Annotated in this window: 18 protein-coding genes and 2 pseudogenes; 10 read left to right on the top strand and 10 right to left on the bottom strand. The window is 73.3% G+C overall.

Annotated features, from left to right (window positions below; genetic code table 11):
* Window positions 1-179: 179 nt before the first annotated feature.
* Window positions 180-827, bottom strand: a complete 648-nt coding sequence (locus tag ACZ3YO_RS34195) for a DUF6230 family protein (RefSeq protein WP_396325176.1) — start codon at window positions 825-827, stop codon at window positions 180-182.
* Between the two features lie 206 nt (window positions 828-1,033).
* Window positions 1,034-1,747, bottom strand: coding sequence for a TetR/AcrR family transcriptional regulator (locus ACZ3YO_RS34190; RefSeq protein WP_465577302.1), 714 nt, complete (start codon window positions 1,745-1,747; stop codon window positions 1,034-1,036).
* A gap of 457 nt (window positions 1,748-2,204) precedes the next feature.
* On the opposite strand from ACZ3YO_RS34190, the gene ACZ3YO_RS34185 reads away from it, so the two are divergent.
* The 3 genes from ACZ3YO_RS34185 to ACZ3YO_RS34175 all read left to right on the top strand — a co-directional run bounded on the left by ACZ3YO_RS34185 (window position 2,205) and on the right by ACZ3YO_RS34175 (window position 5,633).
* Window positions 2,205-2,876, top strand: coding sequence for a Tat pathway signal sequence domain protein (locus ACZ3YO_RS34185; protein WP_465577299.1), 672 nt, complete (start codon window positions 2,205-2,207; stop codon window positions 2,874-2,876).
* A 340-nt stretch (window positions 2,877-3,216) separates the two neighbouring features.
* Complete coding sequence (locus tag ACZ3YO_RS34180; protein ID WP_465577296.1) at window positions 3,217-4,089, top strand: AAA family ATPase; 873 nt, start codon at window positions 3,217-3,219, stop codon at window positions 4,087-4,089.
* A complete protein-coding gene (locus ACZ3YO_RS34175) occupies window positions 4,086-5,633 on the top strand; it encodes a VWA domain-containing protein (protein ID WP_465577294.1) in 1,548 nt (515 codons plus the stop codon). Before ACZ3YO_RS34180 ends, ACZ3YO_RS34175 begins: the two co-directional genes overlap by 4 nt.
* A gap of 49 nt (window positions 5,634-5,682) precedes the next feature.
* On the opposite strand, the gene ACZ3YO_RS34170 is transcribed toward ACZ3YO_RS34175, so the two are convergent.
* Both ACZ3YO_RS34170 and ACZ3YO_RS34165 read right to left on the bottom strand, forming a co-directional pair.
* On the bottom strand, window positions 5,683-6,687 hold the full coding sequence (locus tag ACZ3YO_RS34170) for an alpha/beta fold hydrolase (RefSeq protein ID WP_465577292.1): 1,005 nt from the start codon (window positions 6,685-6,687) through the stop codon (window positions 5,683-5,685).
* A gap of 336 nt (window positions 6,688-7,023) precedes the next feature.
* On the bottom strand, window positions 7,024-7,887 hold the full coding sequence (locus tag ACZ3YO_RS34165) for a siderophore-interacting protein (RefSeq protein WP_465577289.1): 864 nt from the start codon (window positions 7,885-7,887) through the stop codon (window positions 7,024-7,026).
* Between the two features lie 92 nt (window positions 7,888-7,979).
* Here ACZ3YO_RS34165 and ACZ3YO_RS34160 point away from each other — a divergent pair, with 92 nt between their 5' ends.
* The 3 genes from ACZ3YO_RS34160 (at window position 7,980) to ACZ3YO_RS34150 (ending at window position 10,427) form a co-directional block, all read left to right on the top strand.
* Window positions 7,980-8,771 (top strand): TetR/AcrR family transcriptional regulator, encoded by a 792-nt coding sequence (locus ACZ3YO_RS34160; RefSeq protein WP_465577288.1) that lies wholly within the window; start codon window positions 7,980-7,982, stop codon window positions 8,769-8,771.
* Between the two features lie 243 nt (window positions 8,772-9,014).
* On the top strand, window positions 9,015-9,539 hold the full coding sequence (locus tag ACZ3YO_RS34155; RefSeq protein WP_465577286.1) for a hypothetical protein: 525 nt from the start codon (window positions 9,015-9,017) through the stop codon (window positions 9,537-9,539).
* Window positions 9,540-9,644: 105 nt separating this feature from the next.
* Window positions 9,645-10,427, top strand: a complete 783-nt coding sequence (locus ACZ3YO_RS34150; RefSeq protein WP_465577284.1) for a class I SAM-dependent methyltransferase — start codon at window positions 9,645-9,647, stop codon at window positions 10,425-10,427.
* Between the two features lie 195 nt (window positions 10,428-10,622).
* Here ACZ3YO_RS34150 and ACZ3YO_RS34145 read toward each other — a convergent pair.
* A pseudogene (locus ACZ3YO_RS34145) lies at window positions 10,623-10,882 on the bottom strand (IS701 family transposase); the annotation flags it as partial.
* A gap of 269 nt (window positions 10,883-11,151) precedes the next feature.
* Here ACZ3YO_RS34145 and ACZ3YO_RS34140 point away from each other — a divergent pair.
* A complete protein-coding gene (locus ACZ3YO_RS34140; protein ID WP_465577282.1) occupies window positions 11,152-12,150 on the top strand; it encodes an ArsR/SmtB family transcription factor in 999 nt (332 codons plus the stop codon).
* A 443-nt stretch (window positions 12,151-12,593) separates the two neighbouring features.
* On the opposite strand, the gene ACZ3YO_RS34135 is transcribed toward ACZ3YO_RS34140, so the two are convergent.
* Window positions 12,594-13,325: an SDR family NAD(P)-dependent oxidoreductase gene (locus ACZ3YO_RS34135; protein WP_465577280.1), complete on the bottom strand. Its 732-nt coding sequence runs from the start codon at window positions 13,323-13,325 to the stop codon at window positions 12,594-12,596.
* Between the two features lie 95 nt (window positions 13,326-13,420).
* Between ACZ3YO_RS34135 and ACZ3YO_RS34130 the strand changes: the two genes are divergently transcribed.
* A complete protein-coding gene (locus tag ACZ3YO_RS34130; protein ID WP_465577278.1) occupies window positions 13,421-14,272 on the top strand; it encodes a LysR family transcriptional regulator in 852 nt (283 codons plus the stop codon).
* Window positions 14,273-14,349: 77 nt separating this feature from the next.
* Here the strand turns inward: ACZ3YO_RS34130 and ACZ3YO_RS34125 are convergent.
* A pseudogene (locus ACZ3YO_RS34125) lies at window positions 14,350-14,919 on the bottom strand (MFS transporter); the annotation flags it as partial.
* Window positions 14,920-15,342: 423 nt separating this feature from the next.
* On the opposite strand from ACZ3YO_RS34125, the gene ACZ3YO_RS34120 reads away from it, so the two are divergent.
* Both ACZ3YO_RS34120 and ACZ3YO_RS34115 read left to right on the top strand, forming a co-directional pair.
* Entirely contained in the window at window positions 15,343-16,593 is a 1,251-nt protein-coding gene (locus ACZ3YO_RS34120; protein WP_465577276.1) for a D-alanyl-D-alanine carboxypeptidase family protein, read from the top strand.
* 434 nt (window positions 16,594-17,027) lie between these two features.
* Window positions 17,028-17,462, top strand: coding sequence for a PPOX class F420-dependent oxidoreductase (locus ACZ3YO_RS34115; protein ID WP_465577274.1), 435 nt, complete (start codon window positions 17,028-17,030; stop codon window positions 17,460-17,462).
* Here the strand turns inward: ACZ3YO_RS34115 and ACZ3YO_RS34110 are convergent.
* The 3 genes from ACZ3YO_RS34110 to ACZ3YO_RS34100 all read right to left on the bottom strand — a co-directional run.
* The gene (locus ACZ3YO_RS34110) at window positions 17,446-18,315 is read right to left on the bottom strand and encodes an alpha/beta fold hydrolase (protein ID WP_465577272.1); all 870 of its coding nucleotides are present in this window, start codon (window positions 18,313-18,315) and stop codon (window positions 17,446-17,448) included. The genes ACZ3YO_RS34115 and ACZ3YO_RS34110 overlap by 17 nt on opposite strands.
* A 209-nt stretch (window positions 18,316-18,524) precedes the next feature.
* Complete coding sequence (locus tag ACZ3YO_RS34105) at window positions 18,525-20,018, bottom strand: peptide MFS transporter (protein WP_465577270.1); 1,494 nt, start codon at window positions 20,016-20,018, stop codon at window positions 18,525-18,527.
* Between the two features lie 28 nt (window positions 20,019-20,046).
* Window positions 20,047-21,030, bottom strand: a 984-nt coding sequence (locus tag ACZ3YO_RS34100; protein WP_465577268.1) for an adenosylhomocysteinase, incomplete at its 5' end; no start/stop codon positions are given.

Below are 21,030 nucleotides of genomic sequence, written 5' to 3'. Positions count from 1 at the left end.
GGGCGCCCCAGGTACTTCGGTCACCCCAGGTACTTCGGTCACCCCAGGTGCCTCGGTCGCCCCGGATGCTTTGTCCGGCCCGGTCGCCCCGGGTGCTTCGGTCGCCCCGGATGCTTCGGCTTTCTCGGGCCCGGCGGCACCGGCGCGGGCGGCGGCTTCGGGTACGGGGTCGGCCACCGTCAGCAGCCCTCCGAGCTGAAGCTCAGCCGGAGGTTGGGCAGCTTGAACGCCCCTGCGGTGGTGGCGTAGTTGTGCTGCCGCAGGTTCTTGATGGTGACGGTGTCGGCCTGCTGCCCGAAGACGCCCGGCAGGCCCTTGACGCCGGCCTTGGTGTACGTGCTGGCGTCGCCGCCGATCTCGATGTTCTTGAACGACGCGTCACCGGAGAGCAGGTCCGAGTCGGTGGTGAGGTCGGTGGCGGTCACGGGGGTGCCGCCGTCGCCGGCCTTGATCAGCAGGTTGATGCCGCCGAGGTCGACGCTCTGGCAGAGTTTGGTCAGCTCGGCCTGCTTGATCGCCGAGACGGCGACCAGCACCTGGCCGCCGGTGTCGCCGGCGTTCGGGCTGCCGTCGATCATGTGGTCCAGGCTGCCGAACTGCTCGAAGCCGACGCCGTCCAGGCTGTCGGCGGTGACGGTGAACGGCATTCCGGAGATGGCGAACTGGGCGGCGAGCACGCCCTGTGCCGTGAGGGTCATCAGGACGGCGCCGACGGCGACGGCGGGGACGGCCATCAGCGCGGTGCGCCGCAGCCGGACCCTCCCTCTCGTGCCGGCGGGTGTCCCGGTGCTTTCGGGTGTGGGGGCGGCGTCCTCGGACGTGGCCATGTGTGCTCCCTCGGGTGGTGGGGGATGTGCAGGCACTGGCACGTTGCCCTGGCGCGGACAGCGTTCTGCGGCCCGGCCGGTGGCCCGCCCCTCGGCAGCGGGGCGGGCCGGTCGGACCGCAGTCGGTAACTGGGAAGCTACTGCCGGGTATCCGGCGGGTCAATACGGGTGCACGAAGGATCATCGTCCGCACGCCTGATGCTGCGTCAATCCTGGTGCGGCACCACCGAAAGCCGCCGTTCGGCCTCCGCCGGGCCGAGGAACGGCGCCAGGCAGAACAGGCTCAACACCGGCAGCAGGTCGGGTAGTTGCGCAGTACGGCCGGAGTCGATCGCACGATGGAGGGTGCGGTAGACGCCGCCGACCACCGCGTCCACCAGCGCATCCGCCGCGACACCCCCCGGCGGTTCGGGCACCTCGGCGAAGAACGCCCGGAAACGGGTGAGGAGTTGGGCGATCTCACGGCGCCCCGCCGGGCCGACGGCCTCGACCTCGATCACCGCCATGGTGGCGAACGCCGGGACGCCCGCCAGCAGGCCGAGCAGCGCACGCAGGGCCTCGCGGATACCGGTGCACCAGTCCGGCGCCGCCGCGAACGCGGCCGCCATCCGGCGCATCACCACCCCGGTGCCGTGCCGGTGGGCGGCCAGGAAGGCATCCTCCTTGCCGCTGAACAGCTCGTAGAACACCGGCCTGGTCACGCCCGCCGCGCGGCAGATGTCGCTCACCGTGGCGTGCTGGTAGCCGTGTTGGGCCACGGTGTGGACCAGGCCGTCGAGCAGCCGCTCGCGCTGGGTGGCCGCGACCGCCTCGGGCGGCAGCCTGCTCGGGCCGCGCTTGATCGAGCGGGCCGGGTCGCGGCCGGTGCGCGCACCCGGCAGCAGTAGCGCCTCGGCGCCCTGGAGAGCATCCGGATTCATCGCCAACTCCTGTGCTCTGTCTTGACATTGACGCAAGGGCTGGTTTACAACACTCGCAGGTTTCCCATTCACGGCGAGCAGCCGCCGGAGACCTTCGCGCGTTCCGACTGTTCAGTATGGCGAAACGCATACGGCGGTGGCAGCCGCCGACATGCACCCCACGCACTCCCTGCACCTTCTCGCCGTACGGGCGGGCCCGTGGCGCCGGGCCCGCCGCACCGCCGCGCCCTCCCCCACCGTGCACCGCCGACGTGCCGGCACGCGCCCTACGCGCCGCCCGACACTGCCCCGCCGCCTCCACCGCGGCAAGCCCTGCGCCATCCCGCCGCATTCACCGCAGCGACCCTGCGCCATCCGCCGCGTCCACCGCGGCAACCCTGCGTCATCCCGCCGCGCGTACCTCCGCGCGACCTCCGCGGGCACCCCCACCCAACTCCGTTCGGAGAGAGGCACCCCCATGCGCATCCGCCGCACCCTCGGCGCCGCGGCCCTCGCCGCCATCGCCCTGGCCACCGCCGCCGTCGCCCCCGCCCAGGCCGCCGGCCCCGCCGTGCTGACCTACGGCAGCGCGGGCGGCACCACCGTCGCCGCCGGCGACGTCCTGACCGCCAACCTGACCCCCGGCAGCTACGCCACCTTCTACTCCAGCGCGACCGGGACGAGCGGCATCAAGTGTGCCGCCTCCGCGTTCTCCGCGACCGTGACCAGCAACCCGGCCGCACCGGGCGTGGCCGTCGAGCAGCTCAACAGCCACACCTTCGGCTCCTGCACCGCCAACGTCATCGGCGTCATCTCCGTGCAGAGCATCACGGTCAACAACCTGGCCTACACCAACGCGGTGAGCGACGCCGCCGGCAACCCCGTCACCCTCAGCCCGGGCACCGCGGGACCGCTGCAGACCACGGTGGTGCTGAACACCATCCTCGGCACCACGACCTGCATCTACCGGGCCCCCGGCAGCATCTCCGGCACCACCAACAACACCGGGCAGACCATCGGCTTCGCCGCCCAGCCGTTCGCCAAGGTCTCCGGCCCCAGCACCTGCTTCGCCACCGGCTACTTCTCCGCCACCTACGGACCGGTCATCGACAGCTCGGTCGCCGGAAGCCCGCACATCTACGTCAACTGACGCCCCACGGGCCGCAGTAGACGGGTAGAGCGGCGGGTGGCGGGCGGCTCCGAAGGGGTGCCGCACGCCGCTCGCCGCTTCGCAACGCCTTGCCGCTCCGCTCGGCCCTCCCTGGCACTCCTCACCCCTCCTCTCGCCCTCCTCTCGCCCTCCTCGCCACGCGCCGAGCCCCGGACGGGCCGGGCGCCGAGCTCCGTACGGCGGCGCGCTCCGGTGCCCGTCCGGCGGACCGGGGAGCCGGGGCGTCCGGCCCTCCGGCCACCCGGGACAGCGAAGTGACCGGCCGGTAAGGTGCGGAGCACAGGCGCACCGGCAGGGCGATCGACGGGGAGTGAAGCACATGGGCGGCGACGGCACCGGGTTCTTCGAGTCGGCGGCGGATGCCGCCGCCAGGATGGCCGAGGTCGGCTACCTCGCCTCCACCGCAGTGGCCACCACCGTCTTCCTCGCCGACCGGCTGGGCAAGCCGCTGCTCGTCGAGGGCCCGGCCGGGGTCGGCAAGACCGAACTGGCCAAGGCGGTCGCCGAGATCGGCCGGGCGCGGCTGGTCCGGCTGCAGTGCTACGAGGGCATCGACGAGGCCAGGGCCCTCTACGAGTGGAACCACGCCAAGCAGCTGCTGCGGATCACCGCCGGCCGGGACGAGGGCTGGGACCAGGCCCGCTCCGACATCTTCGGCGAGGAGTTCCTGCTCACCCGCCCGCTGCTGACCGCCATCCGCGGCGACGAGCCGACCGTGCTGCTGATCGACGAGATGGACAAGGCCGACGTCGAGGTGGAGGCGCTGCTGCTGGAGGTGCTCAGCGACTTCCAGGTCACCGTCCCGGAGCTGGGCACCATCGCGGCGACCCGGCGCCCCTTCGTGCTGCTCACCTCCAACGCCACCCGCGAACTGTCCGAGGCGCTGCGCCGCCGCTGCCTCTTCCTCCACCTCGACTACCCGGACGCCGAGTTGGAGCGCCGGATCGTCCGCCTGAAGGTCCCCGGCCTGGACGCCACGCTGGCCGAGTCGCTGGTGCGCGTGGTCGGCGCGCTGCGGGTGATGGAGCTGCGCAAGGCGCCGTCGGTGGCCGAGACCATCGACTGGGCCCGCACACTGCTCGCGCTCGGCGCGGACACCCTCGACGAGGCGGTCGTCCGCGACACCCTCGGGGTGATCCTCAAGCACCAGGACGACGTGCTGAAGGCCACGCCGAAGCTCACCCTGGCATGAGCGTCCCGACCGGATCAGGTACGGCGGGCGCCGGTGCCGCTGGAGTTGGAGCCGCCGACACCGGTACCACGGGCGACGGAACCGCGGGCGCCGGAGCCGCCGGCAGGGGTACCGCCGAGGCCGGTACGACCGACCTCGCCGCCCGGCTGACCGGCCTGGTCCGGGCCCTGCGCGCCCACGGGCTGCGGATCGGCCCGGCCGAGACGGTGGACGCGGCCGCCGTGGCCGACGTCCTCGGTCTCGCCGACCGGGAGCAGCTGCGGGCCGGGCTGGCGGCCGCGCTGCTCCGCTCGGAGGGGCAGCGCGGCGTCTACGACGCCACCTTCGACCTGTACTTCCCGCTGGGCGTAGGCACCCCCGAGGCCGCCCGGGACAGCTCGGCGGAGAACGAGGCGGCCACCCCGGAGGCCGTCCGCGACCAGCTGCGCGAGCGCTTGGCCGCCGCCCTGGCCGCCGACGACCGGGCGGCACAGGCCCGCCTGGCCGGCGAGGCGGTCGCCGCGTTCGGCCGGTTCGGCGTCGGCTCTGTCCCCGGCTCGGACGGCTGGTCCGCCCACCAGACCCTCGGCCGGCTCGCGCCCGAGACGCTGCTCGCCCGCGTCCTGGCGGCGCTGCGGGAGGGTGCCACCGCGAACGCCGCCCCCGGCGCCCCGGCCGACGTCTCCGGCCTCCTCCTCGCCGACGAGATCCGCCGTCGCATCCAGGGCTTCCGCGCCATGGTCGGCACCGAGGCCCGCCGCCGGGTCGCCGAGCTGCGCGGCACCGAACGGATCGCCGAACGCGCCGTCGCACCCAGCGCCGACCGGATCGACTTCCTCGCGGCCGGCCGGGACCAGCTCGCCGAACTACGCCGCACCGTGCACCCGTTGGCCCGCAAACTGGCCACCCGTCTGGCGGCTCGGCGGCGGCGGGCCGCCCGCGGGCGGATCGACCTGCGCCGCACCCTGCGCCGCTCGCTCTCCACCGGCGGTGTGCCGCTGCGCCCGGCGTACCGCCTGCGCCGGCCGGCCCGGCCCGAGATCGTGCTGCTCTGCGACGTGTCCGGATCGGTGGCCGGTTTCGCCGACTTCACCATGTTGCTGGTGCGGGCGATGAGCGACCAGTTCAGCAAGGTCCGGGTGTTCGCCTTCGTCAACCGCACCGCCGAGGTGACCGGGCTGCTGGCCGGGAGCGGCGACGGCGCCGACCCCGCCGTCCTCGCCCGGCGCATCCTCACCGAGGCGAAGGTGATGGGCCACCACGGCAACAGCGACTACGGCTCGGCCCTGGGCGAGTTCGCCGAGCACCACCTGGACGCGGTCGGCCCGCGCACCAGCGTGCTGGTCCTCGGCGACGCCCGCAACAACCACCGCGATCCGAACGTGCCCGCGCTGCGCCTGATCGCCGCGCGGGCCCGCCGGGTGTACTGGCTCAACCCGGAGCAGCCCGCGCTCTGGGGCTCCGGCGACTCGGCGGCGCTCGCCTACGCCGAGGCGGTGGAGATGCACTCCTGCCGCAACGCCCGCCGGCTCGGCGAGCTGATCGCCCGGCTGCTTCCTGTCTGACGAGAGGCCAGAGACGCAGCCGGTCGGGGAGGCAGCCGGGCGGGGAGGTTCAGCCGTCCAGGTGCCGGAGGAAGTCCAGCAGGGCGGCGGTGACCTCGGCCGGGCGCTCCTGCTGCGTCCAGTGGCCGGCGCCGGGCAGGGTGACGTGCCGGTGGAGCTTGGGCGTGTTCCGCTCCAGCAGGTGGAGGAGCGCGTCGGGCCCGACCATCGCCGTCACCATGTCCCGGTCCCCGGCCACGTAGAGCGCGGGCACCTCGATGCGCAGCCCCGCGAAGGCGGCGAGCAGCTCGTTGTTGCGGTCGATGTTCCGGTACCAGTTGAGCGGGCCGGTGAAAGCGCGCTCGCCGTGCCCGGCGTAGTCGGCGGCGAAGGCCTCGATGTCGTCCTCGGTGAGCCAGTCGGGCAGCTTCTCCGGGTCGGGGACCGTGTCCAGCAGGGTGCGCCCCTCGGGGACGACCCAGACGCGCGGGCGGTCGGCGCCGGGGCGGTCGCCGGAGCCGCTGAACAGGACGCGACGGAAGGAGGAGTGCGGGTCCCGGGCGAGTTCGGCGTCGGCGACGCCGGGCCGCTGGAAGTAGTTCTGGTAGAAGCCGTCGCCGAACCGCTCGCGGGACTGCGCGAGCGGAGCCAGCCCGGAGACCGGCAACGGCGGGACGCTCAGCCCGGCCACACCGCGCACCAGGTCGGGGCGGAGCGTGGCGCTGGACCAGGCGACCGGCGCACCCCAGTCGTGGCCGACCACCACGGCCGGCTCACCGCCGAGCGCGCCGATCAGCGCGGTGACGTCGCCGACCAAGTGGAGCAGGGTGTAGGCGTCGACGGCCGCGGGCTGCTCGCTGCGGGCGTAGCCGCGCTGGTCGGGGGCGACCACCCGGTAGCCGGCCGCGGCGAGCGGGGCGAACTGGTGGCGCCAGGAGTACCAGCTCTCCGGGAAGCCGTGCAGCAACAGGACGAGTGGCCCCTCGCCCTGTTCGGCGAGGTGCAGCCGGACGCCGTTCACCTCGACGTCCCGGTGCCTGATCTCGCCGTACCTGCTGCTCGTCTGCGTGGTCACGTCGCCCACCCCTGCTCCTCAGCTCGTCATCGTCACGGCCCTCGCGGCCGGCGCGGCCGGCGCGGCCGTCATGGCCCGCGGCGGTCCGTCTGATCCGTCATGGTCCGTCATGGTCCGTCCGCAGCCGGATGGCGTCCGACCGTTCGCTATCCACCCTGCCCAGGCGGACGCCCCCGGAACCCACCGTGTGCCGGCGGCCATCCCGCCACCCACCGACCCCAGCCGTCTCCCTGTCCCCGACCGACCCCGTCCGTCCCCGTCCGCACCCCCGTCCGCCCCCCGCCCGACCCCTGTCCATCCCCCGATCGGACGCACGCCCGGACGTGCCGCCCAGGCTCAGCCCGCGGCCTGAGCCTGGGCCAGCTTCTCCTGCGCGTCGGCGAGATCCCCGGCGGTGGGCGCGTCGTCCTGGGTGAGGCGGCGGCGCCAGTACCCGGCGAACTCGACCGAGGCCTTGGCCAGCCCGCGCTCCCCGACCAGGTGGCGGCGGAGCGTCCGCACCGCCGCCGCCTCCCCGGCCAGCCAGGCGAAGGGCGTGCCGCCGGGCAGCTCAGCCCTCCGGACGGCGTCGGTCAGCGGCCCGCCCGGGGCGGCACCGTCGCGGTGCAGCCAGTGGACGGTGAGGTCGGCGCGGGTGTCGAGCAACTGCCGCTCGGCCGCGTCCGCCACCTCCAGGTAGGCCACCGTCGGCGTTCCGGCGGGCAGCGCCTCCAGCAGCGTGCCGACCGCCGGGAGCGCCGTCTCGTCGCCGGCCAGCAGCACCCAGTCGGCCCCGGCGACGGCGGCTCCGAGCGGGACCGGCGGGGCATACAGCTCGGACGGGCCGACCATGCCGAGCCGCTCCCCGGGCCGGGCGCGGCCGGCCCAGGCGCTCGCCGGGCCGGTGTCGCCATGCAGCACGAAGTCGATCTCCACCACCCGGGTGCCGGGCCGACGACGGCGGAGGGTGAAGCTGCGCATCCACGGCCGCTCGGCCTCCGGGACGGCCAGGTAGGCCTGGTACCAGCTCATCGGATCGTCGCTCTGCGCGGGCAGGCGGGGCTCGTCCTGGCCGGGCCGCGGGAAGCAGAGCTTGACCTGCTGGTCAGGGGTCCTGCCGACGCTCTCGGCGAGCGCGTCAGCCTCGAAGGTGATCCGGGCCATGCGCGGAGTGATCCGCTCGACGTCGATGACCTGGACCAATGAGACGGGAAGCTGCACGGTCGACCTCTCCGGTTTCGGCTCCACCGGTAACCTTACGACATAAAGAGTTACCTCGGGCAGAATATTTTACGCCATAAGGAGTTGCCTCCGTGACCGTCTTCGCCGGACAGGGCGATGCCCACCGCTCGATGGCCCTGCTCTGGGGTACGCCGGACCGCCCCCGCCCCGCACGCAGCGGCCCCAAGCCCGGGCTGAACGTGGACGCGATCGTGACCGCCGGGATCGCGGTCGCGGACGCCGAGGGGATGGCCGCGCTCTCCATGCGCGCGGTCGGCGAGCGGCTCGGCCGCACGGCGATGGCGCTCTACACCTACGTCCCCGGCAAGGGTGAGCTGCTCGACCTGATGCACGACCGAGTGCTCGCCGAGCTGCCCACCGCCTACGACCTCACCGCCGGCTGGCGGCCCGCCGCCACGGCCTGGGCCGAGGACGCGTTCGCCTGTTACCTGCGCCACCCGTGGGTGCTGCAGATCTCCCAGGCCCGACCGGTGCTCGGACCGGCCGAGCTGGGCGCGATGGAGACGGTGCTGCGGATCCTCGCCGGGGCCCGGCTGACGCCCCGTCAGCTGCGGGGCGTGGTCGCCGCACTCTGGCAGCTCGTCCGCGGCATGGCCCGGACGGCCGCCGAGGCCCGCGCCGCGGCGGCCGCCACCGGCACGCCCGACGAGGAGTGGTGGTGCGCCCGATCCGCACAACTCGCCGAGTTGGCGCCGGACTTCGCGGAGCGCTTTCCGCTGCTGACAGCCCTGGAGAGCGATGACACCGCCGCCCCCGAGGCAGGGCACGACCGCGGCAACCCCTTGGAGGCCCAGACCCGGGAGGCGTTCCGCACCGGCCTCGCCGTCCTGCTGAACGGCGTGGAGGCGGCCGTCGCCGGCTAGTTGCTCCGACCGAGAAGGTTCACCGGGTCGGCGCTCGCGAGACAGGCAGCGGGTGGATGTCGGCGACATCGAACCGATTGCCGCAGGTTCAGGCAGACTGAAGAGTTCTCAGCGGGCCCTCAAGAATGGGCTGTCGTGTCTTCGCGGCGTCGGCCTACGAGTTCAGGCGAACACCCGGGTGAGCGTCGAGTGGACCGGCCCCTGGGCAGCCCCCTTGGAAACGGTGCTGGCATCGTAGGAGTCATGAGATCAGCAGGAACGACACCGGAACCGGAAGCCCCGACGCAGAGCGGCTTCACGACTCTGGGTGAGGCGGCGTGCCGTTATCAGGCAGGCGAGATCCGCCCGGATGACCTGCCGATGATCGCTGCCGAGGCACTCGCGGCCGGTCTGGACACCCCGACGCTGTGCGAGCTCGCCGGTTGGCCGCGCAACGCAGATCCTCACGACGTCCGCAACGCGTTCGAGCAAGCACTCTCCGAGTGCGCGATGGCGTTGCCCGATCCTGGTCTGGCACGGCGCCACGCTCTGCGCCGGCTGGCGGCGAGACTCGTCGATGGAGAAATCGCTCCCGCCGACCTGGCGACGGACGACTGGTGGGAGACGGAAGTCGAAACTGCAGAGGAGCGATCGTTTGTGCGGCTGATACCGCAATGCGTGTGCTGCCTTGAGTACACCGTGAGGCTTGACCAGCGGGCGTGGGCTTCCGAGCTGCGGATCGCCGCGCTCGCCCTGACATCGTCTGCGCCGGTCGGACCAGGCTGCTGACTCTGCCGTGACCGCATGCTCACCCTCGCCGATGAAGAACCGAAGTCAGGCAGCCGCAGCCCGAACTGCCGATCCCTCTGGCCGCCACGCACTACGGTGGGGTACATGTCCGAGCTCTCCGTGCGGGATTTCTACGACGACTTGGCCCACGACTACCACCTGATGTTCCGGGACTGGGACGCCAGCATGGCGTACCAGTCCGAGGTACTGGACGGTCTTGTCAGCCGGTGCCTCGGAGCGGGGCCGCATGCCGTCCTGGACTGCTCGTGCGGGATCGGCACCCAGGCGATCGGGCTGGCCTTGGCCGGGCACCAGGTCGTCGGCAGCGACCTGAGCCCGGTCGCCGCCGCGCGCGCCGTCGCCGAGGCGGCGGCCCGAGGCAGCCGGCTTCCTGCCGCCGCAGCCGACATGCGCGAACTGCCCTTCAAGGACGGGGCCTTCGACGTCGTCCTCTGCGCGGACAACTCACTCCCGCACCTGCTCTCCACGCAAGATGTCCGGACAGCGCTCCTCGGCATGAGACGCGTGCTCCGAGACGACGGACTGTTGGTGCTCACCGTCCGGGGCTATGACGAGGCGCGCCGGACCAGGCCCACCGCGACCCCTCCCCAGGTCTCGGACACGCGCGACGGCCAGGTGATCACCTTCCAGCTGTGGCACTGGCACGAGGACGGCGAGCGCTACGACCTGGAGCACTTCCAGCTCACCCCCGCAGGGAGCACCTGGAACGTCCGAGTCCGCCGGAGCACCTACTGGGCGCTGACACGCTCGCAGTTGACCGGGTTCGTGGCCGAAGCCGGCTTCACCGGCATCACCTGGCACAGTCCGGCCTCCAGCGGGTACTACCAGCCCGTGCTCACCGCACAGCGCGCTCACTCGGGGCGGTAGTCCCGGCATCGGTTCCGTCCCCCGGACTCTCCATTCATCCATCGCAAGCCGGTGAACGTTGCCGGTCAGAGCACTTAGTAGTGCTCTGCCAGGTGGTGCCGTAGGTCTGCCATGGGGTGGATTGTCGGCAGGTGGAGCAGTGGCCGGTCCAGGTGGCGATGAGGTGTGGGAGGAGGCCCAGGGTCTGGTGGGAGGTCAGGCCCTGGCCTGGGCTTGTGGGGCCGAGCGCTGTTCGGTGAGGAACGGGCGGGCGGCGCTGACGAGGGTGACGTGGCGGTGCCAGCCGATGTAGGAGCGGCCCTCGAAGTGGTCCGGGCCCAGGCGGGTCTTCGGCTCGCGGTAGTCGTGTTCGATCCGCCGGCGTGACTTCGCGAGTCGGACCAGCTCCTGGCGGGGATGTCGGCGGGCAGGCTGGAGATCCAGTACTTGACCGGCTCCACCTCGTCCTCGGGCCACGGGGCACGCGCACTGAGCGAAAGCCACTCGGGCACTGGTCGGGCACGGTTCGCCGGGCGACGCCGGGCGTTCGGTCCAACGAAGGCCCGGTCGAGGATCGTACTCCGGCCCCCACTCCCCTCGTGGTGGGGGCCGGAGCGGGCCCAGGTCGCGCCGACGAGAGAGAGCATGCCAACGGGGACGGCCGGACGGCCATGCATTAGCCTCTGGGCCTAATAGTCGACAACGCGGCAGGTCAGGACGGCTGCGGGGAACCGGAGGAAGGTTCGTGATCGCACTGAGGTTCGGGGTCGCGGACCTCGCGAGGACTCGGTTCGTCATATCCCCGCTCGACCATCTGATGGCCGGCTCGGCCCGGCTGGGCGTTCACCAGGGCAGCGGGTCGCGCAGCGAGCGCTGGTGGCGGGACGTCCGCCGCCACGTGCCCCACCGGGCCGTGCGCTTCCTCGAGGTGGTCAACGCGAGCCCGGTCGGCGTCCCCGACTTCATGGTGGCGGACCTCGACGCCGTCCGCCGGCAATTGACCGACGAGCTCGACGCGCTCCTCTCCGTCCCGCAGCAGGCCGTGGAGGAGGGTGTCGCGATGTTCGGCAGCGGCCCGGAAGTCCCGGCCGCCCTGGCCCGGTTGCGTGAGGACGGCAGCCGGGGCCTGCGCGAGGTCAGCGACGGTGCCTGGGCGCTGTTCCGGTCCTGCCTCGCACCGGACTGGCCCGACATCCGCCGCGCACTGGAGGCCGACATCGCCGTCCGGGCCCGCACCGCCGCCCGCTCCGGGATCGGCGAAATGCTCGACTCGCTCCACCCGAAGGCCGTCTGGCGGGACGAGGGAGTGCTGGAGTGCACCCTCGGCGAACTGGAGGGCTCCTTCGAGCTCGGCGGCCGGGGCCTGGAACTGCGGCCCAACTACTTCGTCCAGCGGAGCATCGGCCTGCTGGCCGGGCCGGACCGCCAGAGCCTGCTGCTGCACCCGATCGCCGCCCCGACCGCCGAGCCTGCGGCCCGGACAACGGCCGCCGACGGCCTCCCTGCTGTGCTCGGCCCCGCCCGCGCCCGCGTCCTGCGCGCCATCGCCGGCAGCGCCTGCTCCACCACCGAGCTCGCCCAGCGGCTCGGCGTCGCCCCGCCCTCCGCCTCCGCCCATGTCGTCGCCCTGCGCACGGCCGGCCTGATCGCCACCCGCCGCGAGGGCAAGCAGGTCCGCCACACCCTCACCGACGTCGGCCACGACCTCCTCCTCGACAATCCGCCGCCCCTGCCCCCGGCCTGAGCGCCGGTCGGTGGCGGCTCGGACGGACCGTGGGGTGAGCATCCTCGCGACAGGGGCCCATGAGCCAGGATCGCTTCATGTCCTGCGTGCCAGCGAGCCCTTCTGTGACGTGCCACGACGGGGGTCACCAATTCTGCGGGCCGACCTGGGCTTCGGTGGCTCAGCGGTCGCGCCACTTGTCACCAGATGGTCGACCTTGCTGCCACCCGCTCCGAGTTTTCGGTCCAGTTGTCACCGAGCGCATGGAGATTCGGCAGGTCGGAGGATTGGTGAACAGCAGTGAGGTCTTACGATTCGGATCCCCGGGTCACGATTGTTGAACCGGTAGCGGTGCGGGGCGCTGCCCCGGGCACCGAAGCGTTGGCAGGGACGGCCACCACGGATCTGTTCGAGATGCGTGGGCGCAGCGGCATGAGCCTGGCGGGTGATGGCCGCCGTGCACATCACCAGGGCACTACGCCGGCGTCGTCGAAGAACTGTCCGGTGGGGCCGTCGTCGGGCAGGGTCGCGAGTTTGATGGCGATCGCCGCGCCCTGTTCGGGGGTGCGCACGCCGCGGAAGCCGTTGAGGTCGGTGGCGACGTAGCCGGGGCAGCCGGTGTTGATCAGGATGTTCGTGCCGCTCAGCTCCCGGGCGTATTGGAGGGTGACGGCGTTCAGGAACGTCTTCGACGGCACGTACGCCGCAGACACCGGACCTGTCGTCTGCTCGGCGGCAGGTCCTGACTGCCGGGTGAGGGAGCCGACGCTGCTGGACATGTTCACGATCCGTGGTGCGGCGGAGCGGCGCAGTAGCGGCAGCATCGCGTTGGTGACGCGGATGACGCCGATCACGTTGGTGTCCACGACCGTGTGGATGGTGGCGAGGTCGATCCGGGTGGGCTCCTGCGGCATGGCGCCTGCGATGGCGGCGTTGTTGACGAGCACGTCGAGGCGTCCGGCCTGTTCGTCGATCAGCCGTGCGGCGGCGGTCGCGCTCGCGTCGTCGGTCACGTCCAGCGGTACGGCGAACGCGTCGATGCCGGCGGCGCGCAGTTTCTCCACCGCGGCGCTTCGGCGCTGGTCGTCGCGGGCGCCGACGCCGACGCTCCAGCCGAGGGCGCCCAGGCCTGCGGCGATCTCGTAGCCGATTCCCTTGTTCGCGCCGGTGACCAGCGCGATCGTCCGTTCAGTCATAGGGACGATGGTGCCTTCGGGCCTCGGCTGAGGTCCAAGACCGATCGAGTGCGCAACGATACCGTCAGGGTATCGATCCGGGATAGTGTGGCCGGATGGAGACCCGGGAACTGCGGTATTTCGTCGCTGTCGCCGAAGAGCTGCACTTCGGGCGTGCCGCGCAGCGGCTCGGGATCGCGCAGCCACCGTTGTCACGGGCGATCCAGCGGCTCGAACGCCGGCTCGGGGCAGTGCTGTTGGATCGGACCAGTCGCACTGTCACGCTGACCGAAGCCGGCTCGGTGCTGTTGGTCGAGGGCCGGGCGGCTCTCGACGCGGTCGAGGCCGCCGAGCGTCGGACCCGCCGCGCCGCCCTTTCCGTGACCGGCCGCCCCGGCCTGGTCCTGGTCACGAAGGCCAGCGCGTCCAGGGAACTGCTGGCGAGGCTGCTCGACGCGTACGCCGCCGAACCCGGCGCGGTCCCCGTCGACGTCATCCTGTGCGGTCCGGCCGAGCAGGAACGACTCCTGCGCGAGGGCCGGGCCGACGTGGCGCTGCTGCACCGGCCGTTCGACTCGGCGGCCGGATTCCACACCGAAGAGCTCAGCACGGAGAGTCAGGTTGTGGTCCTGCCGGCCGGGCATCCGCTCACCGCCCGGACCCATGTGCACATGGCCGACATCACCGGGCTGCCTGGCCTGCCCCTCCCACGCTGGCCCGACCCCGACGGCACCTACCCGCCCGGCCCCGGCCCGCAGGTCCGCGACCATGCGCAGTTGTTGCAGCTCGTCGCGCTCGGCCGTGCGTGTGCGGTCTCACCGGAGTCGTACCGAGCCCAACTGCACGGTGACCTCGCCGCCGTGCCCGTGCTGGACGCGCCGACAGTCACCACCGTGATCGCCTGGCCACCGCACAGCCGGTCCAGAGCCGTCGCCGACCTCATCCGGACTGCGACACGTCTCCAGTAGCTCCCACCCGCCCGGCCAGGCTCCACCCATCGTGGCCCGGCTCAGGCGGCAGATCGCGGTGGGTGCACGCGGCTGTCGGCAACGGGTGACGCGGCGCCCGCCGCGACCCCGGTGGCCGGCCCCGCCGGCCCGGCCACCGCGAGCAGCAGCCCGACCAGGAGCGGGCCGCTGACGTAGAGCAGTTCCTCGGCGACGGTGTCCAGGCTGTAGGCACGCTGGAGCAGCGCCCGGTCGGGCAGCAGCCGGCGCCAGAGGGTGCGCATCACAGGCCCGAGCGGCGGGGTGCAGGCGCCGGCGGCCACCACCAGGGCGCCGATCAGCAGCGGCGGCGCGCCCGGCCGCCAGGTGGCGGCGGCCGTCAGGGCGAGCAGCCCGGCGTACGCCGTGGCCAGTGGCGGCAACGCGCGCCGGGGCCCGCACCGGTCGACCAGGGCGGCGCGGGCCGGAGAGAGCAGGACGCTGGTCAGCCCGAACAGGGCGATCGCCGTGCCGGCCACCGGGTAGGAGCCGGTGGCGTCCCGGACGGACAGAAGCAGGGCGAGCGGGGCCATGCCCTACGAGAGCCGGCCGAGCAGCGCGGCGGCGAAGGTGCGTCGGGCGTGCGGGGTACGCAGGACAGCGCGATAGGACGGGGTCAAGGGGGGCAACGGATCGTTCCTCGGTGGGGGCGGGACCGGCAGCACGGCCGTGCCCGCGGGCGTGCGGGGACACCGGGGCGCCGCGCCAGGTGTCGGGGCGCGGTCGCGGCGGGCCGCCTAGACACGGTGGAGGAACATGCCCGGAACCGTACCGGCTACCCCGCGCGGGACGGCAGCCCGGCGAGAGGCCCGGACGGAGCAGCGGGCGCGGCGGCCCGGCGGCGACGCGGGTACGTTCGCCGTGTGCAGCCAAGGTCAGTGCGGCAGAGCTCCGGACAGCCGACGAACGGACAGCCGACGAACGCGCGGCGGACGAACTCGCAGCCGACGAGCGCGCGGCGGGCGTCCGTGCGGCCGGCGCCGGCGCAGCGGGGCCCGGTGCAGCGGAGGTCACGCCACGTCAGAAGGCCGGCGGCGGCCTGTGCCGTCGCCGTGCTGGTCCTCGCGGTCACGGCGCCGGCCGCCGCCGCGCAGGACGCGGCGTCCGTGGTCGGCGGCGAGCGGCTGGGCCGGCCCGCCGTCCAGGTGGCGCCGCTGGCCGGGGCACCCGCGCTGCCGGCGGAGCTGACGGGGCGCTCCTGGCTGGTGGCGGACGCGGCCACGGGGGAGATCCTGGCGGCGCGCAACGCGCACATGCCGCTGCCGCCGGCCAGCACGCTGAAGATGCTGTTCGCGGACACCGTGCTGCCCAAGTTCGACCGTTCGCTGGAGCACAAGGTGGAGCCGGCCGAGCTGGCCAGCCTGGGAGCGGGCAGCAGCCTGGTCGGCATCAAGGAGAACCTGCCGTACCGGGTGGAGGACCTCTGGCGGGGCGTCTTCCTCGCCTCCGGCAACGACGCGGTGCACGTCCTCGCGCACATGAACGGCGGGCTGGCGCAGACCGTGGCCCAGATGCAGGCCCGCGCGCAGTCCCTGCAGGCCCGGGACACCCGCGTCGTCTCCCCCGACGGCTACGACCAGGACGGACAGGTCTCCTCGGCCTACGACCTGACGCTGTTCGCCCGGACCGGGCTGCGCAACAAGGACTTCCGCGCCTACTGCTCCACCCGTACGGCCCGCTTCCCGGGCGGGGTCGACAAGACGACGGGGCAGCGCACGGCCTTCGACATCGCCAACACCGACCGGCTGCTCGGCAAGTACCCCGGGCTGATCGGGGTGAAGAACGGTTACACCACGGGTGCCGGGGCCACCTTCACCGGAGCCGCCGAACGCGGCGGCCGCACGCTGCTGGTGACGGTGATGCACCCGGAGTCGCAGGCCAAGGTGTACGACGAGGCGGCGAGCCTGCTGGACTGGGGTTTCGCGGCGGCGGGCAAGGTCGAGCCGGTCGGGCACCTGGTGGAGGAGGAGGCGGGCGCCTCCGCCCCCGCCACCGGGGCCCCGGCCTCGGGCGGGCTGCCGCAGGCGATCCATCGGGCCCATCACGCGCTGGGCCCGGCCGGCTGGACGGCCGTCGCACTGTGCGGGGCGCTGGCGCTCTGGGCGGCGGGCCGGGCACGCGGCCGGCGCCGCCTCCACCCGGTGGCCGCCGAGGCCGTGCCGGTGCCGCTCGCATTCCCCCGCGCCGGGGCCACCGCGCTGGGCGGCGCGACGGCGGTGGGCGGGCGCGGCCGACGACGGTTCGTCCGCTCCGTCCGGGCCGTGGTGCTGACGGCGCGGCGGCGGGGCACCCGCTCGCGGTGACCGCCGGGAGCAGCGACCGGGCAGGCGACGGGGCGGTGACCGCCGGGGGTGCGAGGACCGGGCGGCGTCGCCCGAACGGCCGGGACGTGCGCGATCCCTCGGGTGCTGCGCGGGTTCGAGCCGTGACGAGGGCCCGCCGGTGCAGTTCCGGCGGTGTTGCTCGACTCCCTCGCGATCCGCGTCGACGGCCCGCGGGCCTGGCAGAGGATCTGACGATCGACCTGGTGCTGACCGAGAGGAGCGGCGCTACCGCCTGACCCTGCACAACGGCGCCCTGACCCACCGCTGCCCAGCCTGCGCCCCGTCGCGCACGCCGAGGGCCGCCGATGGCCGCTGCCGGCGCCGCCGGCCCGGGCCCGGGAGACGGGGGCCGCACCGGGTCGCCGCCCGTCGCGCGGACGAGGCCGGCGCCGACAGACCCTAGACTTCCCGTCATGAACGACGTGCCGCCCGACCCCGCGACTCCCGGCCCCGCCTCGCAGGAGCGGCTGGAACGCCTCGTCCGCCTCTCCTCCGGCAGCTACCTGCTGGTGACCACCTACAAGAAGGACGGCACCGGCGTGCCCACCCCGGTCTGGGTGGTCCGCGACGGCGACGCGCTGGGCGTCTGGACCGTCACGGACTCCTGGAAGGTCAAGCGGATCCGCAACCGCGCCGACGTCCTGGTGGGCCCCTGCGACGTCAAGGGCCGGCCGACCGGCGAGCCGTACCCGGCCACCGCCGAGATCCTCGGGCCGGAGCGGACCGCCGCCTACCGGACGCTGCTGCGGCAGAAGTACGGCCTGCTGGGCGTCCTCACCCTGCTCGGCAGCCGGCTGCGGCGCGGCGAGCGCGGCACGATCGGCATCCGGATCACGCTGACGGACTGACCCGCCCGGCCCCCTCCTCCACCCGCGCGCAGGTGTCCACGATCACCCGGGCCACCAACTCCGGGTCGTCGCTCATCGGCACGTGCCCGCAGCCCGGCAGCCGGACCAGCCGGGCGTCCGCGAGCTCGTGCAGGGCGCGGACGCCCTGACGGCGCAGCAGGATGCGGTCCCGGGTGCCCCAGGCGACGGTGACCGGGAGGGCGGAGAGGTCCCCGGTGAAGCGCAGCCCGCGGCCGGCCGCCAGGGTGGGCTCGAAGCCGGTCGCCCCGCGCAGCGCCCCGGTCTCGGCGGCCGCGGCGGCGGCGTCCCGGCGGCCGGGGCGGGCGTAGATGGTGGAGACGAGCAGCGCCCGGCCGGCCCTGGAGCGGGCGAGCCGTTCGACCACCGGCTGCGGCAGCACGCGCGCGCCGGCCCGCATCCCGCCGAGCACGGTGTAGGCGTAGCGGCGCTCGGCCTCCGTCCAGAAGCCGGCCGGTGCCAGCGCCGTCACCGAGCGGGCCAGCCCGGCCCGGCCGAGCCCGAGCGCCAGCAGGCCGCCGAGCGAGTTCCCGGCGACGTGCGGCCGCTCGATGCCGAGCGCCTCGCAGAGCCCGCCGAGCACCGGGACCACCGCCTCCACCCCGTACGGCACGCCGGGCGGCAGGGCGGGCGAGGCGCCGAACCCCGGCAGGTCGACGGCGATCACCTCGTGCCGCTCGGCGAGCGCGGGCAGCACCGGCTCCCAGGCCTGCCAGTGGTGGCCGATGCCGTGCAGCAGCAGGAGCGGGCTGCCGGCGCCGAGCCGCCGGTAGCGGACGGTCACCGCTCCCGGTCCGTGCGGGTCGGGCAGCGGGAAGGTGATGTCGGCGGGCATGGGGCTCCTCTGCTGGACGCGATGTCAGCAAGGATTACCGACCGGTAGCCCACGCGACAAGAGGCCGGTCGCGACGCATCCGGCGCCCGCGCTGCCGGCCTCCGCCGTCCACAGCGGGGGCCGGCAGTGCGGTACCTCGACCCGGCCGGCGCGGTACCTCGACCCGGCCGGCGGGCCGGCGCCGCCCCGCCGGCCGGGTCCGGTACCGCTCAGACGCCCAGTCGGCGGGTCAGCGGCCGGGCGACCAGCAGCAGGCCCGCGGCCACCGCCACCGCCGCACCGCCGAGGGCGAGGAAGAGTCCCGGCCCCGGCACGTTCCCGCCGGCCGCCTTGAGCGCGTTGCCGCCGACCCCGGAGCCGAGCGCGGCGGAGAGCCAGAACACGCCCACCAACTGGCTCATGAACGCGGCCGGCGCCACCGCCGTGGTGACGCTCATCCCGACCGGGGCCAGCGCGGCCTCCCCCGCCCCCATCAGCAGGTAGGTGGCGACCAGCCAGAGCGGCGAGACCTTCACCCCGTCCTCGGCCCGGTGGGCGGCCAGCGCCATCAGCAGCAGGGAGCCACCGGTCAGCGCCATGCCGACGGCGAACTTCGCGGTGGCGCTGATCCGTTCGCCGAACCGCACCCAGATCCAGGCGAACAGCGGCGCCGCCAGGACGATCGCCAGCGGGGTCGCCGACTGGAACCAGCTGGCGGGCAGCCGGATCCCCAGCACCTCCCGGTCGGTGGAGTCGCGGGCGAACATGCTCAGCAGCGAGCCGCCCTGCACGTGCAGGCCCCAGAACAACGCCGACGCCACGAACAGCCAGGCGTACGCGCGGATCCGGCCCCGGTCGACGGCGGAGATCTCCGGGTGGCGCAGCAACTGCCGGAAGCAGCCGACCGGCACCGCCAGGCTCAGCACCGCCACCAGGACCAGCGCGTGCCGGATCCTGAAGGTGCCGGCCAGCGCGTCGGCCGCGAAGACGGCCGTCACCACGGCGACCGCCCAGCCCGCCACCCGGCCGGCCCTGCGCCGCTCGGCCACCGTGGCCGGCCGCTCCGGCCGGCGCCCGGTGTCGCCGAACGAGGCCGATCCGCGCAGGTACTGCCAGATGCCGAACCCCATGCCGACGGCCGCCAGACCGAACCCGAGGTGCCAGTTGACCCCCTCCCCCACGCTCCCGACCACCAGGGGCGCCAGCAACGCGCTGCCCTGGATCGAGGTGTAGAAGACCGCGAACCCGGCGTCCCGCTCCGCGGTCGCGCCCCGCGGGTAGAACGCGCTCAGCAGGCTCGCCATGTTCGGCTTGAGCAGGCCGGTGCCGGCGGCGATCGCCAGCATCCCGAGGTAGACGGTCGGCACCGTCGGCAGCGCCATCATGACGTGCCCGGCCGCGATCACCACCGCACCGTAGAGCGTCGCCCGGTAGCTGCCGAACAGCCGGTCGCCGAGCCAACCCCCCGGCAGGGAGGCGAGGAAGGTGGCGGCCATGTAGACGCCGAACAGCATGCTCGCGTCGGCGTTCGAGAGGCCGAGCCCGCCCTCGGCGGCCGGCGCGGAGGCGAACAGGAACAGGATGGCCAGCATCCCGAAGAAGCTGAACCGCTCCCACATGTCCGTGGCGAACAGCGTGACGAACCAGCGCGGCCTGCCGAACAGCGTGCGCTCGGCAGGCCCGGCCGGCGCGGCCGCCGGGCGTACCGTGGTCGGTGACGTCATGGGTGCACCCTCCTTCCGTGTCGGTCCGTCAGTAGCGGTACTGGTCCGCCTTGTACGGGCCCTCGACCGGAACGCCGATGTAGTCGGCCTGGTCCTTGGTCAGGGTGGTCAGCTTCACGCCCAGCGCGTCCAGGTGCAGACGGGCGACCTTCTCGTCCAGGTGCTTCGGCAGCACGTAAACGCCGATCGGGTACTGCTCGGTCTTCGTGAACAGCTCGATCTGCGCGATCGTCTGGTTGGCGAAGGAGTTGGACATCACGAACGACGGGTGGCCGGTCGCGTTGCCCAGGTTCAGCAGACGGCCCTCGGAGAGGATGATGATCGTCTTGCCATCCGCCTTGCGCCACTCGTGGACCTGCGGCTTGACCTCGGTCTTCACGACACCCGGCAGCTGGGCCAGGCCCGCCATGTCGATCTCGTTGTCGAAGTGACCGATGTTGCCGACGATCGCCTGGTGCTTCATCCGGGCCATGTGCGAGGCCATGATGATGTCCTTGTTACCGGTCGTCGTGATGAAGATGTCCGCCGACTCGACGACATCCTCCAGCGTCGCGACCTGGTAACCGTCCATCGCCGCCTGCAGCGCGCAGATCGGGTCGATCTCGGTCACGATGACCCGCGCGCCCTGGCCGCGCAGCGACTCGGCGCAGCCCTTGCCCACGTCGCCGTAGCCGGCGACGACGGCGACCTTGCCGCCGATCAGCACGTCGGTGGCCCGGTTGATGCCGTCGATCAGCGAGTGCCGGCAGCCGTACTTGTTGTCGAACTTCGACTTGGTCACCGAGTCGTTGACGTTGATCGCCGGGAACAGCAGGTTGCCGTCACGGTGCATCTCGTACAGGCGGTGGACACCGGTGGTGGTCTCCTCGGTCACGCCCTTGATCGTGGCGGCGACCTCGGTCCACTTGTTCGGCGTCTCGACCAGGGTGCGGTTCAGCAGCTCCAGGATGATCCGGAACTCGTCGTTGTCCGCGGTCGACGGGTCCGGCGCGGCACCGGCCTTCTCGAACTC

It is taken from the genome of Kitasatospora sp. NPDC022785, assembly GCF_055561295.1.
This window is presented reverse-complemented; position numbering and strand designations above follow the sequence as displayed.